Source organism: Bradyrhizobium macuxiense, assembly GCF_001542415.1.
GTDB classification, from domain to species: Bacteria; Pseudomonadota; Alphaproteobacteria; order Rhizobiales; family Xanthobacteraceae; genus Bradyrhizobium; species Bradyrhizobium macuxiense.
Map to the genome: position 1 here is coordinate 12,722 of NZ_LNCU01000096.1, position 17,323 is coordinate 30,044.

At 64.3% G+C, this 17,323-nt stretch carries 12 protein-coding genes and 1 tRNA gene; 9 read left to right on the forward strand and 4 right to left on the reverse strand.

Annotated features, from left to right (window positions below):
• Positions 1-105: 105 nt before the first annotated feature.
• From AS156_RS28585 to AS156_RS28600, 4 genes are all read left to right on the forward strand, one after another.
• Positions 106-1,107 carry an HpcH/HpaI aldolase/citrate lyase family protein gene (locus tag AS156_RS28585; protein WP_066511725.1) on the forward strand — a complete coding sequence of 334 codons (1,002 nt, stop codon included), beginning with the start codon at positions 106-108 and terminating at the stop codon, positions 1,105-1,107.
• Positions 1,097-2,296 (forward strand): CaiB/BaiF CoA transferase family protein, encoded by a 1,200-nt coding sequence (locus tag AS156_RS28590; protein WP_066511727.1) that lies wholly within the window; start codon positions 1,097-1,099, stop codon positions 2,294-2,296. Before AS156_RS28585 ends, AS156_RS28590 begins: the two co-directional genes overlap by 11 nt.
• Before the next feature lie 39 nt (positions 2,297-2,335).
• Positions 2,336-3,709 (forward strand): LLM class flavin-dependent oxidoreductase, encoded by a 1,374-nt coding sequence (locus AS156_RS28595; protein WP_066511729.1) that lies wholly within the window; start codon positions 2,336-2,338, stop codon positions 3,707-3,709.
• Between the two features lie 65 nt (positions 3,710-3,774).
• Positions 3,775-5,193 (forward strand): MFS transporter, encoded by a 1,419-nt coding sequence (locus tag AS156_RS28600; protein ID WP_066511731.1) that lies wholly within the window; start codon positions 3,775-3,777, stop codon positions 5,191-5,193.
• 265 nt (positions 5,194-5,458) lie between these two features.
• On the opposite strand, the gene AS156_RS28605 is transcribed toward AS156_RS28600, so the two are convergent.
• The 3 genes from AS156_RS28605 to AS156_RS28615 form a co-directional block, all read right to left on the reverse strand.
• Positions 5,459-6,394, reverse strand: coding sequence for a hypothetical protein (locus tag AS156_RS28605; RefSeq protein WP_347336654.1), 936 nt, complete (start codon positions 6,392-6,394; stop codon positions 5,459-5,461).
• Between the two features lie 107 nt (positions 6,395-6,501).
• On the reverse strand, positions 6,502-7,587 hold the full coding sequence (locus AS156_RS28610) for an enolase C-terminal domain-like protein (protein ID WP_066511735.1): 1,086 nt from the start codon (positions 7,585-7,587) through the stop codon (positions 6,502-6,504).
• An 18-nt stretch (positions 7,588-7,605) separates the two neighbouring features.
• The gene (locus AS156_RS28615) at positions 7,606-9,042 is read right to left on the reverse strand and encodes a multicopper oxidase family protein (RefSeq protein ID WP_245313107.1); all 1,437 of its coding nucleotides are present in this window, start codon (positions 9,040-9,042) and stop codon (positions 7,606-7,608) included.
• A gap of 25 nt (positions 9,043-9,067) precedes the next feature.
• Between AS156_RS28615 and AS156_RS28620 the strand changes: the two genes are divergently transcribed.
• The 5 genes from AS156_RS28620 (at position 9,068) to lon (ending at position 16,002) form a co-directional block, all read left to right on the forward strand.
• Positions 9,068-9,152 (forward strand) — tRNA-Leu (locus tag AS156_RS28620).
• A gap of 167 nt (positions 9,153-9,319) precedes the next feature.
• Positions 9,320-10,681: a trigger factor gene (gene tig / locus AS156_RS28625; protein ID WP_066511743.1), complete on the forward strand. Its 1,362-nt coding sequence runs from the start codon at positions 9,320-9,322 to the stop codon at positions 10,679-10,681.
• Positions 10,682-10,898: 217 nt separating this feature from the next.
• Positions 10,899-11,534: an ATP-dependent Clp protease proteolytic subunit gene (locus AS156_RS28630; protein WP_066511745.1), complete on the forward strand. Its 636-nt coding sequence runs from the start codon at positions 10,899-10,901 to the stop codon at positions 11,532-11,534.
• Between the two features lie 443 nt (positions 11,535-11,977).
• Complete coding sequence (clpX, locus tag AS156_RS28635) at positions 11,978-13,252, forward strand: ATP-dependent Clp protease ATP-binding subunit ClpX (protein ID WP_028345767.1); 1,275 nt, start codon at positions 11,978-11,980, stop codon at positions 13,250-13,252.
• Positions 13,253-13,575: 323 nt separating this feature from the next.
• The gene (gene lon, locus AS156_RS28640; RefSeq protein WP_066511747.1) at positions 13,576-16,002 is read left to right on the forward strand and encodes an endopeptidase La; all 2,427 of its coding nucleotides are present in this window, start codon (positions 13,576-13,578) and stop codon (positions 16,000-16,002) included.
• Positions 16,003-16,111: 109 nt separating this feature from the next.
• Here the strand turns inward: lon and AS156_RS28645 are convergent, their stop codons facing one another.
• Positions 16,112-17,323, reverse strand: coding sequence for an MFS transporter (locus AS156_RS28645; RefSeq protein ID WP_066511750.1), 1,212 nt, complete (start codon positions 17,321-17,323; stop codon positions 16,112-16,114).

The following is a 17,323-nucleotide window of genomic DNA, read 5'->3' on the forward strand; positions in this document are numbered from 1 at the left end:
AGTTCTTAAGATAATCTCGTTAGAAAGATCAGTGCCGGACATCTAGCATGATTGTGTTGGCCGCGGGAGCCGATCCCGTGGCGCGATACAGAAAAGTGCCACCTGATGTCCTTCACAATCCCCAAGCCGCGCACGCGCCGGGTCCAGCGCTCCGAGCTCGCGGTGCCCGCAACCTCGACGCACTTCTTCGAGCGCGCCGCGCGCGGCCCCGCCGATTTCATCTTCCTCGATCTGGAAGATGCCGTCGCGCCGGCGCGCAAGCCGGAGGCGCGCGAGATCGCGATCGAGGCACTCAACACGATCGACTGGGGCACCAAGACGCTCGCCGTGCGGATCAACGGTCTCGATACCGAATGGGCGCATCGCGACATCATCGAGATCGTCGGCCGCTGTCCACGCCTCGATCTGGTCATGGTGCCCAAGGTCGGGACCGCATTCGACGTCAGGTTCGTCGATGCGCTGCTGACGGGGCTGGAGCGGGAGCATCCCCGCGCGAGGCCGCTCGGCATCGAGATCCTGATCGAGACCACGCTCGGCCTCTCCAATGTCGAGGACATCGTGCAGGCGTCGGAGCGGCTCGAGGCCGTCATCTTCGGCGTCGGCGACTATTCGATCGACCTGCGTACCTGCGGCGAGATCATCGGCGCCTCCGACCCGCGCTATGCGGTTCTCACCGATGCGGACGAGCGCGGCGACCGCCGCATGCACTGGAACGACCAGTGGCATTTCGCGCTGGCGCGGATCGCCAATGCGTGCCGCGCCCATGGCCTGCGCGCGATCGATGGTCCTTATGCGAATTTCGGCGATCCGGTCGGCTTCCACGCCAGCGCCGAGCGGGCGGCGGCGCTCGGCTTCGAGGGCAAGTGGGCGATCCATCCGTCGCAGCTCGATATTGCCAACGAGGTGTTCTCGCCGACGGCGCGCGAGGTGGCGTGGGCGCGCGAGATCATCGCAAAGATCCAGTCCGCGAGCGCCGGCGGTGACGGCGCCTTCGGGCAGGACGGCGTGCTGATTGATCTCGCGGTGCTGAAGCGGGCGCAGGCGATCATCGACCGCGAGCAGGCTATCGCAGCGGCGGGCAGGGAAGGAGCGCGCGATGTCGCATGAGCCGCCGCTGGCCGGAATTCGCGTGCTCGACATCGCGACCTTCGTCGCGGCGCCGTTCTGCGGAACGGTGCTGTCCGATTTCGGCGCCGAGGTGATCAAGATCGAGCAGCCAGGTGTCGGCGACCCGCTGCGGCGGTTCGGGACCCCGAGCGACTGCGGCGACACCTATGTCTGGCTCAGCGAAGCCCGCAACAAGAAGTCGGTGACGCTCGACCTGCGCAGCGCGCGCGGCGCCGCGCTGTTCCGCGAGCTGGTCCGCCAGTCGGACGTGGTGCTGGAGAACTTCCGGCCGGGCACGCTGGAGAAATGGGGGCTCGGCTTCGAGGCGTTGAAGGAGATCAATCCGAAGCTCGTGATGCTGCGCGTTAGCGCCTACGGGCAGGATGGTCCGATGCGCGACAAGCCGGGCTTTGCGCGGATCGCGCACGGCTTCAGCGGGCTCGCCTATCTCGCCGGCGAGGCGGGACGCCAGCCGGTGATGCCGGGCTCGACCTCGCTCGCCGACTACATTTCGGGCCTCTGGGGTGCGCTGGGCGTGCTGCTGGCGCTGCGCCATGCCGAGGCCACGGGGCATGGGCAGGTCGTCGATATCGGGCTCTATGAGTCCGTGTTCCGCCTGCTCGACGAGATGGCGACAGTGTTCGCCAAGACCGGCTTTGTCCGGGAACGCCTCGGTGCCGATACGGTCAATGTCGTGCCGCATAGCCATTATCAGACCGGCGACGGCAAATGGGTCGCGCTGGCGTGTTCGAGCGACAAGATGTTCGAGCGGCTGGCGGAGGCGATGCGGTGCCCTGATCTTGCGACCGACCCGCGCTATGCGACCATGGCCGCGCGGCTGGCGCGGCGCGCGGAGGTCAACGGCATCGTTGCCGACTGGATCGGCGGCATGCCGCTCGACCAGACGCTGGCCGAGTGCGAGCGCTACGACGTGCCGTGCGGGCCGATCTACAGCATCCGCGACATCTTCGACGATCCGCAATATCGCGCCCGCGGCAACATCGCCGAGGTGCCCTCGCGCGCCGGCCCCATTGCCGTGCCGAGCGCGATCCCGCGCATGTCCCGCACGCCGCCGCAGTTCAAGCACGCCGGTGTGTCGCTCGGCGCGCACACCGACGAGGTCCTGACCTCGCTGGCAGGTGCGTCCGCGGCGATGCTGGCTTCGCTCCGCAAAGACGGGGTCATCTGACGCGACCCGATCCTCCCATTGCCACGAAAGAACAACGCCATGACCAGGCAGATGAAACTGATCGGCTTCCTGCAGGCCCAGAATTGCTCGAACTATCCGGCCTCCTGGCGTCATCCGGACTCGAAGCCGAACTGGTTCTCGCGCGACTATTACGAGCGCATCGGCCGCACGCTGGAGCAGGGCAAATTCCATCTCGCTTTCTTCGACGACCGGCTCGCGATTCCGGATCGGTTCGGCGATGATTTCAGGGAGACGATCCGCCACGGCGTGCGCGCGGCAAAGCTCGATCCGGTTTCGGTGGCGCTGACGATGGGGCTGGCCACCGAGCGCCTCGGCATCGGCGTAACCTATTCGACCACCTACTACGAGCCGTTCCACGTCGCGCGTGTGTTCGCGACGATGGATCTGCTGCTGAACGGCCGCGCGGCGTGGAACGTGGTGACGTCGCTGAACGATTCCGAGGCCGCGAATTTCGGCGCTCAGGAGCATCTCGGTCACGATCTGCGTTACGATCGGGCTGACGAATTCATGGAAGTCGTGCTCGGGCACTGGAACAGCTGGGAAGATGGTGCCGTGTCTTTCGACCGCGAGAGCGGCCTGTTCGCCGACCCGGCGAAGGTGCACCGGCTCGACCACCAGGGACGGTTCTTCCGGTCGCGCGGTCCGTTTACAGTGCCGCGCTCGCCGCAAGGGCACCCGGTGATCATCCAGGCCGGGCAGAGCGGCCGCGGCAAGACGTTTGCGGCGCGCTGGGGCGAACTCATCTTCGTGATCTACCCCAATCTCGACATCGCCAAGAGGCAGTACGCGGACCTCAAGGGGACACTGGCGAAGACGGGCAGGGATGTTAGCATCGCGCCGGCCGTCTATCCCGTCGTCGCCGAAACCCAGGCCGAAGCCGAGGACAAGGTCGCGGCGATCAACCGGCTCGCCAAGCCGATCGATGCGCTGACCTTGCTGTCCGAAGTGCTCAATTACGATTTCGCGGCGAAGCCGATGGACGAGCCATTCACGGTTGACGAGTTGCGGTCGATCAGCGGCCTGCAGGCGATCCGCGACCGCGTGGTCAATCTCAGCGGCAAGCCCAATCCGACCCCGCGCGACTTCGTCCAGTTCAGCGGCCGGGGCACGCTCGCCGAGTTGCCGACCTTCGTCGGTTCGCCGAAGACGGTCGCCGACCAGATGGAGGGCTGGTTCACCGAAGGCGGTTGCGACGGCTTTGTGGTCGCCGCGACGCACGTGCCCGGCACCTACGAGGATTTCGTGCGCCTGGTTGTTCCGGAGCTGCAGCGCCGCGACCTGTTCCGGAGTGAGTACGCGGGCGACACCCTGCGCGAAAATCTCGGCCTGCGGCGGCCGCAGGGCGGGCCGTCACGTGAAGCCGGGCCGGAGGCGCGCGCCGCCACCGGATAACATCAGCCGACATACCGGCGGCGCGAACAACGATCAAAACAAAACATCAATAGGGGAGGCTTAAAGTGACCACGACGGGCGTCAACGCGGGGGGCCGGCTCGACCGGCTGCCCATCGCTGGATTCCACTACCGGATATTCGCGCTGATCGGGGCCGGACTGTTTGTCGACGGCTTCGAGATCTTTCTGGCCGGCAGCATCTTGGGCGCGCTGGTGCAGTCCGGCTGGTCGGACCTCGAGCATAATGCGCGCTTCATCTCAGCGACCTTTGTCGGAATGCTGATCGGCGCCTGGCTCGCCGGCGTCGCCGGCGACCGCTTCGGCCGCAAGTTTGCCTATCAGGCCAATCTGTTGATCTTCGGCCTGAGCGCGCTGGCGGCCGCGCTCGCACCGTCGATGAACTGGCTGATCGCGGCCCGCTTCGTGATGGGCCTCGGCCTCGGCGCCGAGATCGTGGTCGGCTATGTCGTGCTCAGCGAGTTCATCCCGCCGCAGCAGCGTGGCCGATGGGGCGCGGCGCTTGCGACCTGCACCAATGGCGCGCTGTTCGTCGCGACGCTGGTGGGCTGGGCCGTCATTCCGCATCTCGGCTGGCGCTGGATGTTCGCGATGTGCGGCATTGGCGCGATGATCGTCTGGTTCCTGCGGCGCTCGCTGCCGGAATCGCCGCGCTGGCTGGAGACGCAAGGCCGCGGCGCCGAGGCGGAGACCGTGCTGACGGCGATCGAGCAGGAGGTCGGCAAAGAAGGGATGCTGCCGACGCCGGCCTACCAGCCGGCACCGGTGCTCCCCGACGTCCGCTTCACACGGCTGTTCTCGCGCGCACTGATCGCGCGGACCATCGTGGGCTGCCTGATCCTGATCGGGCTCAACACGGCGGTCTACGGCTTCATCGCTTGGATCCCGACTTTCTTCGTGAAGCAGGGCATCAACCTGTCGTCCTCGCTGGGTTACACGATGCTGATGACGCTCGGCAGTCCGTTCGGGACACTGGCCGGCATGTGGATCGGCGAGAAGATCGATCGCAAGCCGTCGCTGATCGTGCTGTCGCTGCTCGCAGCGGGGCTCGGGCTGATCTATCCGATGTTCATCAATCCGACCGCCTTTGTCGTGATCGGCTTCCTGCTGGTCTTCACGGTTGCGGTGATGCTAGCGCTGGCCTGGGGTCTCTACATTCCTGAGCTGTTCCCGACGGAGCTCAGGATGCGCGGATCCGGCATCTGCAACACGGCCGGGCGCCTGATGTCGATCGTGACGCCGTTCATCGTGGTCGAGCTGTTCACCCGGTTCGGCGTCACCGGCGTTGTATCCGTGGTGGCCGGGCTGCTGGTGCTGCAGGCGATCGCGGTTGCGGTGCTCGGCATCGAGACGCGCAAGCGCCCGCTCGAGGAACTGCGACCGGAGCTGATGGACAGCGGGGCGTCGCATACGCAGGTGCGCAGTCTGCAACCGAGCCCCGGTGGGATCGCGGCCGGCGGGGAGTAGAACAGCAAGTAGCCGGACATCGGCGAATGCCGGAACCTCGCGATGTCTGCGTCATGCTTGGATGCGGACATCGCGGTGCCGCGAGGTGTGCGCATTTTCACGAGACTGTTGATGGACGCCGGGCGGGAGGCGCGGTAACGGCCGGCATTCTTTTGCAATGCTGAAGCGGCCTCGTGAGCAACAAACAGAACAATCCCATTGTAAGCGAATGTTTCTCGCGGATGGCTCGCTGGAGTAACGGGAGCGAGATTGCCCGGCAGCTGCTCTAGTTGCGCACGAAATAAAGTGGCGTTCGCAACGTCAGTTGATAGGAGGGCTTCGGCAGCCACATGATTTCCGCCGTGACTCCAAAGAGGCGGTTGTCGTTGTCATCCATCCGATCGAGATCGAGCCGGAGAATGGGCTGGGTGAACGACCGAATGGGCGTGAAGCTCAACAGCTGCGCACCGCCAAAATATTGGACTCCGGCGCGACCGGTGAATTTCCAGTTGTTCGGCCACTGATAATAGCCGCCGACATAGCCGATGATATTCGGATGAACTCTGGCCAGCGTGGTCGCCACCTCGACGCGGGTGTCCTGGATGCCCGCCAGCACGCCGCGCGTCTCATCCGTATCGAAGGCGTAGTCAAGCTCGAGAATGTTGTTGAAGGTCGTCGTCGCAGCCGGCCCATTCGGGACGGCCTGGGTGATCGTCGATTGCCAGGTGATGGTCGGGATCGAGCCGCCATTCTGACTGTAGAGATCCGCCTGAAACCCGACGTTCCAACTGGTGACATCGAAGGGCGACCAACCCTGTGCGGGGCCATAGGTCGCCGTGCCGGAGATCCCGGCATAGAGCGAGACCTTGTCGGTGACATCAACCGTCATTGGAAGATCGACGGCGAGGGATTGCCGGGAGGGCAGGGATACGCTCGTCGGAAACGTGCTGCCGTTCGCCAGCGCGAACGACTGCAGCGCCGTGAACAGGGCCGAGCTGCCGAAGCCGATCGGCAGAGTGCCGGCCGGCACCGTTCCGTAGGTCGTTCGCAAATCGAGATAGATGTTTGGCGTCGTATTCGTCGAGGTGCCGCTGTCGTCGTCGGGATCCTTGCCGAAGGCGGCCCCGGCGAAGCACGCGCCGATGAGGCAGCCGAGGATGGTCCTCGGCAATAGCGCGGAGGCGCCGAATGGGGCGGTCGAGATGCGCGGGCAGATTGACACGACCTCGGGGCTCCTCTCTGAAAGCTGACGGGCAGTCTATCAGGCTTCCCACCAAAGCAACTGCACGTCTGCTTCCGGAGCGGCCGCCTCCCGCCGCGGGCTCGCGGCTAGCTCACCAGATATTTCGCGACCGCCGGCTCGTTCCATTCGATGCCGAGGCCGGGACCGCGCGCGGTGACGGCGCCGTCGACGATCTCCGCTGGATTGGCCAGGATCGCGCCGGCGAAGTCGAGGAATTCGAGCCAGTGCGCGGTCGGCGTCACAGCGAGCAGGTGCGCGCTGACCTCTGCGAACAGATGGCTCGACATCGGGATCGAGGCGGCGTCGGCCTGGCCTGCGACCTGCAGCCAGCCGGTGACGCCGCCGACCTTCATCACGTCGGGCATGATGAAGTCGGACGCGCCCGCCGCGATCGCCTCGGCGAAGCCGCGCGGAAACCACCAGTTCTCGCCGGCCTGGATCGGCGTCGGCGAGGTCTCGCGGACATTGGCGTGGCCGGAGAGGTTTTCCTGCGGCACCGGCTCCTCGATCCAGTGCAGGTCGTATGGCGCGAGCCGCGCGATCCGCCGCGTTGCCTCCGCCGGACCGAGCGACTGGTTGAAGTCGATCATCAGCGCGATGTCGGGGCCGAGCAGGGCGCGCACGCCCTTGACCACGCGCTCGTCATTGGCGGCATCGCCGTCGCCGCCCTTGATCTTGATGCCCTTGAAGCCCTGGTCGAGCGAGCGGCGCAGCGCGCGCTCGTCGGCAACCGGATCGACCACGCCGTAGCTGTCATAGGCCTTGATCGGCTTCGCGGAGCCACCGAGCAATTCGACCAGCGGCCGGCCGGCGAGCTGGCCGAGCACGTCCCAGCAGGCCATGTCGAGGCCGGACACCGCCATGCCGACCAGGCCTTGCCAGCCGAGCAGGCGAAACTTGGCGTCCATCGCCTTCATCAAGTCGAAGGGCGCGACCGGCTTGCCGGCGAGGTCACGGCCGATCTCCTCGATCAGATAAGAAAGAGGTTTCAGCGTGAGCTTGCTGTAGGCGAAAATGTAGGTGCGACCGGTAACGCCCTGATCGGTCTCGACATCGATCAGCACCAGCGGACCGGAATCGATCACGCCGAAGGCGTTCTTCACAGGGCGCTTGAGCGGCACCACCACGCTTCGTGCACGGACTCCGCGAATCGCTGCAACTGTCTGACTCATGGTCGTTTCCTCGTGTTCTTATTGGACACTGTACCATCGGATCAGTCGGGGCGCGGCCCAATCAGCCGCGGTGGCCTCGAGCAGGTAGCGCCCCGGATATTCGGCGAGGAAGGCGATGCGCTGGGTCTGGCCGGGCTCGATCGCAAGTGTGTCGAGCCAGAACGGCTTCCAGCCGTCGTCGAGCCGATCCAGCAGGCGGAAGTGGTGACCGTGCAGGTGGAAGACGGTGGTCGTCGCGGCGCGGTTGGTCATCGTCAGCACGACCGGACGGCCGGTCTTCGCCTGAAAGGCCGGGGCAGCGGTCGGCTTGAAATCGGCCGGCCGGACCCAATCGGAGGACGTGCCGAGCGCGAGGTCGACGCGTTGGGCGTTCTTGAGATCGATCTGCGCGGGCAGGTCGTTGGCCGGAAGCGGCGGGGCGGGCGGGAACGGCGCTGAGCGGATCGGGGGCTCCGCCGAGACGGTCAATTTGCCGACCGGCCTGGCCTGCTTGCCGTCGTGGAGCAGGATCGGGAAACTCGTCCCCGCCGGCCCGACCGCATCGACGAAAACGTCCGTGCGGCTTCCCGGCGCCAGCACCAGCGCACCGTTGCGGGCCGCGAACGGTTCGGCCGGCTGGCCGTCGATCCCCATCACCCTGACCTCAAGGTTTTCCAGCTTGACCGCCAGCACGTTGCGCGGGCTTCCATTGATAAAGCGGAGTCTGAGCCGGGCGTTGGAAGGGGCCGAGATATCGAATGAGGTTTGGCCATTAACTGTATGAATTAACGTCGTATCTTTTGGATCTGTCCCGGCAGGGGTCACTATCCCATCCTGACGCAGGCGCCACTCCTCGATGACGAGGGCCTGGTCGCGATCCACTGCAACCGGAGACGTGCTGTCGACGATGAGGGCACGCGGCCGCGCCGGCGAGGCGCTGCCGTCGCCGAGCAGGCCGGCGTCGCAGAGGAAGGTTCCGGCGTGTCGAAGCGGAAGCTGGAAGGTATCCTTTGCTCCCGCCTGGACCGGAGCCCGTGAGGTCAGCGGCTCGGCCGCCGGCACTCCGTCGAGCCCGCGAAAGTCCAGCGCCGCCGGGACCGGCAGCGCGTTGTTGAAGGTGACGTCGAGCACCTCGCCACGCTTGAAGCGGAGGTCTCCATTGCCAAGGGTCCAGACCGGCGTCTCGGGGCCGCCGGGACGAAGCGAAATGCGATCGGTCCTCGTCTGCAGGGCCACGGCCGTGCGGCCTTGTGCCACGCCGATCGCGGGCAGGAGCGGGCAGAGCGCTGCGGTGCCGAGGGCGGTCACCAGCTGGCGCCGGTCGAGGGGGAATTGGGGACTTGCCATCGGGCCGATGCGGACCATTTTCAACTCAGTCTGTCCAGCCGCGATGAGTCGCAGGCGGCTATGCAAAAGCGGCCATTTTTTTGCTGCGAACTGGCGGGCGCATGCTATAAGCCCGGCCGCCCGCGGCATCGCGGTCGGATGGGATGCTTTTCAAGCGGGCGTGGCGGAACTGGTAGACGCGCTGGATTTAGGTTCCAGTGACGAAAGTTGTGGGGGTTCGAGTCCCTCCGCCCGCACCAAGCGCTTACAGCGTTTGCATGACGATTCCTTGGAGAACCTTGAGCCCTTTTGAGGGCCGCGGGTTCACCGAACCACCGGCGTCAGGCTTGATAAGGCCGCGCGTCGACTTGATTGAACACTGCCACGACCGTGAGGTCGCCGGCGAAAGCGGAAGAAGATTGATACCATGCAGGTCACCGAGACCCTCAACGAGGGATTGAAGCACGAGTTCAAGATCAGCGTTCCGGCATCCGATCTCGATGCCAAGGCGGGCGCCAAGCTGGTCGACCTCAAGGACAAAGTCCGTCTCAACGGCTTCCGTCCGGGCAAGGTGCCGGTGGCGCATCTGAAGAAGCTCTACGGCCGCTCGGTCATGGCCGAGACCATCGACCAGACCATCCGCGACACCAACACGCAGATCTTCACTGACCGCGGCTTCCGCCTCGCGGGCGAGCCGAAGATCACCATGCCGACCGAGAAGACGGAAGTCGACGAGCTGCTGTCGGGCAAGACCGACCTGACCTACACGGTCGCGATCGAGGTCGTGCCGCCGATCCAGCTCGCCGACTTCAAGACCTTCTCGGTCGAGAGGCCGGTGGTCGATGTCGCCGATGCCGATGTTGACGACGCTATCAAGCGCATCGCCGAGGGCAACCGTCCGTACACGGCCAAGGCCGAAGGCGCGAAAGCGGAGAACGGCGACCGCGTCACCATCAACTTCAAGGGCACCAGCAACGGCGAGGCCTTCGAGGGCGGTACCGGCGAGGGGATCCAGGTTGTGATCGGCGCCGGCCAGTTCATCCCGGGCTTCGAGGAGCAGCTGATCGGCATCGGCGCGAACGAGACCCGCACGCTGAAGGTCTCCTTCCCGAAGAACTACCTCAACGACAAGCTCGCCGGCCAGCCGGCAGAGTTCGAGACCAGTGCGACGCTGATCGAGCTGCCGGGTGAGACCACAATCGACGACGAGTTCGCCAAGACGCTCGGCCTGGAATCGTTGGACAAGCTGAAGGAGCTGATGCGCGAGCGCCTGAAGGGCGAATTCGCCGGCGCCACCCGCCAGCGCGTGAAGCGCGCGCTGCTCGATCGTCTCGACGAGAGCCACAAGTTCGAGGCGCCGCCGTCGCTGGTCGAGGAAGAGTTCAACCTGATGTGGAACTCGATCAAGTCCGAGATGGAGTCCTCCGGCAAGACCTTTGCCGACGAGAACACCACCGAGGAGGCGGCCAAGGAGGAGTACCACAAGATTGCCGACCGCCGCGTCCGCCTCGGCCTCGTGCTGTCGGAGATCGGCGAGAAGAACAAGATCAACGTGACCGACGACGAGGTCTCGCGCGCCGTGATCGAGCGTGCCCGACAGGTGCCCGGCCGCGAGAAAGAAGTCTGGGACTACTATCGCAGCAACCCGCAGGCGCTGGCCCAGCTTCGCGCCCCGATCTACGAGGACAAGGTGGTCGACTTCATCCTCGAGCTCGCCAACGTGACCGAGAAGAAGGTCACCAAGGAAGAGCTGTTCAAGGATGAAGACGCCGAGAAGACTGCCGCCTGATTGCGGCACCTCGCGTTAAGGATGAACGGCGAAAGCGCGTCTGGCGAGGGTCTCCCTCGCTAGGCGTGGTCGTTCGAATCGGCTTGAACTTCGACCTGCCCAAGTGGCTAGTGCCGGTCTGGTCTTGTCGGTCGGAAATTGGTCTATATCTGGGTTAAGCTTTGGCTAAGTCGCTTGCGCCAAAGTTCTGCATCACCCCTAACCCCTGGGTCTTCCAATGCGCGATCCCGTTGAAACCTACATGAACCTCGTGCCGATGGTCGTCGAGCAGACCAATCGCGGCGAACGCGCTTACGACATTTTCTCGCGCCTCCTCAAGGAGCGCATCATCTTCGTCACCGGTCCGGTGGAAGACGGCATGTCGACGCTGATCGTGGCGCAGCTCCTGTTCCTCGAGGCCGAGAACCCGAAGAAGGAAATCTCGATGTACATCAACTCGCCGGGCGGCGTGGTGACATCGGGTCTTGCGATCTACGACACGATGCAGTTCATCCGTCCGCCGGTGTCGACGCTGTGCACCGGGCAGGCCGCCTCGATGGGCTCGCTGCTGCTCGCGGCCGGCGAGAAGGACATGCGCTTCACGCTGCCGAATTCGCGCATCATGGTGCACCAGCCCTCCGGCGGCTTCCAGGGCCAGGCCACCGACATCATGCTGCACGCGCAGGAGATCCTGAATCTCAAGAAGCGCCTCAACGAGATTTACGTGAAGCACACCGGCCAGACCTACAAGGCGATCGAGGACGCGCTGGAGCGCGACAAGTTCCTCACCGCCGAGGACGCCAAGTCGTTCGGTCTCGTCGACAAGGTCATCGACAAGCGTCCGGACGATCCGGCCTCCGCGAAGGCCGCCTAAGTCGGGGCAGCTATCCCGAGGCGTCGGTGTGATCTCCACATTGACACCTCACATAACCGGCAAACACCAGCGAGGACCGGCCCGCAAGCGTACGGGCACGGGCAAAAGGTTCCGCTTTCGTGCTCGTCGCCGGAGTGGTAATCCCGCAACGTTTCGTGGATTTCGATGCGTATTCCACGTGCGAACGCTGGAAATCACGGTATTGTCACGGTCTTGAGCAGACCGCCCGATTAGCGAATTCTTGATAGTCGGGTGCCAGCATGGTTGGCTGTGACGTATCGGCTATGATCGCGGGAGATTCGAATACACCGTGATTCGCACGGTCAAGACTGCGTAGGGTCTTTTTTGGTACGGAATTTGCTCTATCTACCCATTAACCTTCGGATTTGTACCGGAGTGGGTCGATCTGGCAAACGAGATCGAACGGCGGACGGAGATAATGAATGAGTAAGGTCGGCACGAGCGACTCCAAGAACACGCTATATTGCTCGTTCTGCGGCAAGAGCCAGCATGAAGTCCGCAAACTGATTGCGGGACCGACCGTCTTTATATGCGACGAGTGCGTTGAACTCTGCATGGACATCATCCGTGAAGAGAACAAGTCCTCGCTGGTGAAGTCGCGCGACGGCATCCCGACGCCGAAGGAAATCTGCAAGGTGCTGGACGATTATGTGATCGGCCAGAGCCATGCCAAGAAGGTGCTGTCGGTTGCCGTCCACAACCACTACAAGCGGCTGAACCACCAGACCAAGCACAACGACGTCGAGCTGGCGAAGTCGAACATCCTGCTGATCGGTCCGACCGGCTCGGGCAAGACGCTGCTCGCGCAGACGCTGGCGCGCATCCTTGACGTTCCCTTTACCATGGCGGACGCCACGACGCTGACCGAAGCCGGTTACGTCGGCGAGGACGTCGAGAACATCATCCTGAAGCTGCTGCAGTCGGCCGACTACAATGTCGAGCGCGCGCAGCGCGGCATCGTCTATATCGACGAAATCGACAAGATCAGCCGCAAGTCGGACAACCCCTCGATCACCCGCGACGTGTCGGGCGAGGGCGTCCAGCAGGCGCTGCTGAAGATCATGGAAGGAACGGTGGCCTCGGTTCCGCCGCAGGGCGGCCGCAAGCATCCGCAGCAGGAGTTCCTGCAGGTTGATACCACCAACATCCTGTTCATCTGCGGCGGCGCCTTCTCAGGGCTCGAGAAGATCATCTCCGCGCGCGGCCGTTCGACCTCGATTGGCTTCGCGGCGCAGGTGCTCGCGCCGGAGGATCGCCGTACCGGTGAGATCTTCCGCCACGTCGAGCCCGAGGATCTGCTCAAGTACGGCCTGATCCCGGAGTTCGTCGGCCGTCTCCCTGTCGTTGCGACGCTGGAAGACCTCGACGAGACCTCGCTGAAGAAGATCCTGACCGATCCGAAGAACGCGCTGGTGAAACAGTACCAGCGCCTGTTCGAGATGGAGAACATCGAGCTGACCTTCGCCGACGAGGCGCTTGGCGCGGTCGCCCGCAAGGCGATCGAGCGCAAGACTGGTGCGCGCGGTCTGAGGTCGATCCTGGAGAGCATCCTGCTCGAAACGATGTTCGACCTGCCTGGCCTGGAAGGCGTCGAGGAAGTCGTGATCTCGCGCGAAGTCGTCGAGGGAACGGCCCGTCCGCTCTACATCTACGCGGATCGTTCCGACCGCGCCGTCGAGAGCAGCGCGAGCGCCTGAAGCGCAACGCCCAGGGGCGAAAAATTGCATGGCTGCCGGATCGTCCGGCAGCCATTTCCGCATAGCGGCAGCGGCCGTTGCGGCATAGCAGCAAATGTCTGTTTAGCCTGAATTTACAGGCGTTTCTCGTACTTGACACCCCTGTGCCCGATAGCCACCTAATGCTATCGGTGACGACGCTCATGCGGTGAGATTCGTCGCTTCACGAGACGGAATAAACGCGGCTGTGAGAGCCTCACTTATTCCGGATCATCAAGGCACCTTGTGGCGGTTGCGCGAGCAGGCGGGCTGCGTGCAAGGGGGCACAACAAAAGGATTAGGCCATGACGACCTCCAAACCCCGGCCAACGATCGTTCACGGCGAAAGCCATTCCTACCCGGTGCTGCCGCTCCGCGATATCGTCGTCTTCCCGCACATGATTGTGCCGCTGTTTGTCGGCCGCGAGAAATCGATCCGCGCGCTCGAAGAGGTGATGAAGAACGACGCGCTGATCATGCTCGCGACGCAGAAGAACGCGTCCGACGATGATCCGGCACCCGACGCAATTTACGAAACCGGTACGCTCGCCAGCGTTCTGCAGCTCCTGAAACTGCCCGACGGTACCGTGAAGGTGCTGGTCGAAGGCCTGGAGCGCGCGCGCGTCGAGAAATATTCCGACCGGGCCGAATATTACGAGGCGACCGCCGTCGCGCTCGCCGATACCGACGCCAACTCGGTCGAGGCCGAGGCGCTGGCGCGTTCGGTCGTGTCCGACTTCGAAAGCTATGTGAAGCTGAACAAGAAGATCTCCGCCGAAGTCGTCGGCGTGGTTCAGGCGATCACCGACTTCGCCAAGCTCGGCGATACTGTTGCCTCGCATCTGGCGGTGAAGATCGCCGATCGCCAGGCAATCCTGGAGACGTTGTCCGTCACGCAGCGCCTGGAGAAGGTGCTGGGCCTGATGGAGAGCGAGATCTCGGTGCTGCAGGTCGAGAAGCGCATCCGCTCGCGCGTCAAGCGCCAGATGGAGAAGACCCAGCGCGAATATTATTTGAACGAGCAGATGAAGGCGATCCAGAAGGAACTCGGCGACGACGAAGGTCGCGACGAGCTGGCCGATCTGGAGGAGAAGATCTCCAAGACCAAGCTCTCCAAGGAAGCACGCGAGAAGGCGCAGCACGAGCTGAAGAAGCTGCGCCAGATGTCGCCGATGTCCGCGGAAGCGACTGTCGTGCGCAACTATCTGGATTGGCTGCTGTCGATTCCGTGGGGCAAGAAGTCCAAGGTCAAGAAGGACCTCGAGGCCGCGCAGGCGGTGCTGGACTCCGATCACTACGGGCTCGAGAAGGTCAAGGACCGCATCGTCGAGTATCTCGCGGTGCAGTCGCGCGCCAACAAGCTGACCGGACCGATCCTGTGCCTGGTCGGACCTCCCGGCGTCGGCAAGACCTCGCTCGGCAAGTCGATCGCCAAGGCGACGGGACGCGAGTTCGTGCGCGTGTCGCTCGGCGGCGTGCGTGACGAGGCCGAGATCCGCGGTCACCGCCGCACCTATATCGGCTCGATGCCCGGCAAGATCATCCAGTCGATGCGGAAGGCGAAGACCTCGAATCCGCTGTTCCTGCTGGACGAGATCGACAAGATGGGCGCCGATTTCCGCGGCGATCCATCGTCGGCGCTGCTTGAGGTCCTGGACCCCGAGCAGAACTCGACCTTCAACGACCACTACCTGGAGGTCGACTACGACCTGTCCAACGTGATGTTCATCACGACCGCGAATACGCTGAATATTCCGGGCCCGCTGATGGACCGCATGGAGATCATCCGGATCGCCGGTTACACGGAGAACGAGAAGGTCGAGATCGCGCGCAAGCACCTGATCCCGAGCGCGCTCTCCAAGCACGGCCTGGACTCCAAGGAATGGTCGATCGACGACGATGCCTTGCTGCTGATGATCCGCCGCTACACCCGCGAGGCGGGCGTGCGTAACCTGGAGCGTGAGCTCTCCACACTCGCCCGCAAGGCGGTGAAGGAGCTGATGATCTCCAAGAAGAAGTCGGTCAAGGTCACCGAGGCGAACATCGAAGAGTTCCTCGGCGTTCCGAAGTACCGCTTCGGCGAGATCGACAGCGAGGATCAGGTCGGTATCGTCACCGGTCTTGCGTGGACCGACGTCGGCGGCGAGCTGCTCACGATCGAAGGCGTCATGATGCCCGGCAAGGGCAGGATGACGGTCACGGGCAATCTGCGCGACGTGATGAAGGAATCGATCTCGGCGGCGGCGTCCTACGTCCGCTCGCGCGCGATCAACTACGGCATCGAGCCGCCGCTGTTCGACCGCCGCGACATCCACGTTCACGTGCCGGAGGGGGCAACCCCGAAGGACGGACCGTCGGCGGGCGTGGCGATGGCCACCGCGATCATCTCGGTCATGACCGGAATCCCGGTCCGCCACGATGTCGCGATGACCGGCGAGATCACGCTGCGCGGTCGCGTGCTGCCGATCGGCGGTCTGAAGGAGAAGCTGTTGGCTGCCGCACGCGGCGGCATCAAGACGGTGCTGATCCCCGAGGACAACGCCAAGGATCTCACGGAGATTTCCGATGCGATCAAGGGCGGCATGGACATCATCCCGGTTTCGCGGCTGGATGAGGTCGTCGCGAGGGCATTGGTCCGCGTGCCCGCGCCGATCGTCTGGGAAGAGGAAACCAAGGTCGACGTCAAGCCCGACACGACGGATGAAGCGTCCGGCGGCCTGACGGCGCACTGAGCGAACTCCGGTCTGAAAATCAAACGGCGCCTTCGGGCGCCGTTTTTGTTTTGGTGGTTTGCGTATTGCGCGACGACTGCTCGGAACGGAGCGCGCCCGGACAGTGTGACTACCTTTTCTTCTCGACGAGAAAATTGCCGACCGCGCCGAGCGCCATCAGCACGCTGGTGCCGAGGAACACCGCGCGCATGCCGATATGGCCGCCGATGAAGCCACCGGCGAGGGGGCCGATCACCTGGCCGGCATATTGCGCCGACACCGAGTAGCCCAGCATGCTCCCGGTGACGGTGTCAGGCACGCTGTGCCGGATGACGCTCGCGATACACGGCAGCAGCCCGCCCAGCGCCAGGCCCATCAGGAAGCGCAGCAGGATGAGCTGCCAGCCGCTGATCACGAAGGCCTGCGGGATCAGCAGCACGGCCGAGACCGCGAGGCAGATGATGATGATCCGCCAGTGGCCGACACGATCGGCGAGCTTGCCGAGATGCGACGATGACAACAGGCTGCCGAACGCTGCCGCTGACATCACGAGCCCGGCGACGAACGTCACCTGCGGCGCTTGGACCAGTTGGGCAACATAGACCGTGATGATCGGCTCGATCGACATGTTGGCGACCATCAGCAATAGGCCGGTCACCCACATCGCGAGGACCGGGCGCTTGTCCGGAACGAGCGCCCAGCCGCCGCGCGACCTGCTGCCGCGCGCGACCGACGGCCGAACGCCCTCGCGGATCAGGAAGGTCGTGCCGAGGAAGGTGATGAAGATGACGCCGCCGGCGATGAAGAAGGTCGAGCGGATGCCGATCAGGGACGGCAGGATGCCGCCGATCAAGGGGCCGACCAGGCTGCCGGCCATGATGCCGGCGGACAGCACGCCGATCGCCCAGCCGGAGCGCGCTTTCGGCGTTTGCGATGCAACCAGCACGGTCGAGCCTGAGGCGTAGCCGCCGAGCAGACCGGTCAGCAGCCTGAGCCCGACCAGTTCATAGACATTGTGCGCCATGCCGATCAGCGACATGGCAACGGCCATGCCGAGGCTGGCGCGGATCAGCATCAGCTTGCGGCCGTAGCGGTCGGCCAGCCGGCCCCAGAGCGGCGCGGTCAAGGCCGCGGTGAAGAAGGTTGCGCCATAGGCGACGCCCGACCACTGCACGATGGCGGCATGGTCGGTCACGCCGAGCTGCTCGACATAGAGCGGCAGGAACGGCAGCAGCAGCGTCATCGCCACGATCGTGGTGAAGGAGCCGAACACGCAGACGATCAGGTTTCGCTTCCAGGGGCCGGCGTCGAGGGCCTCCTCGCGATCGATTTCCATGTCCAT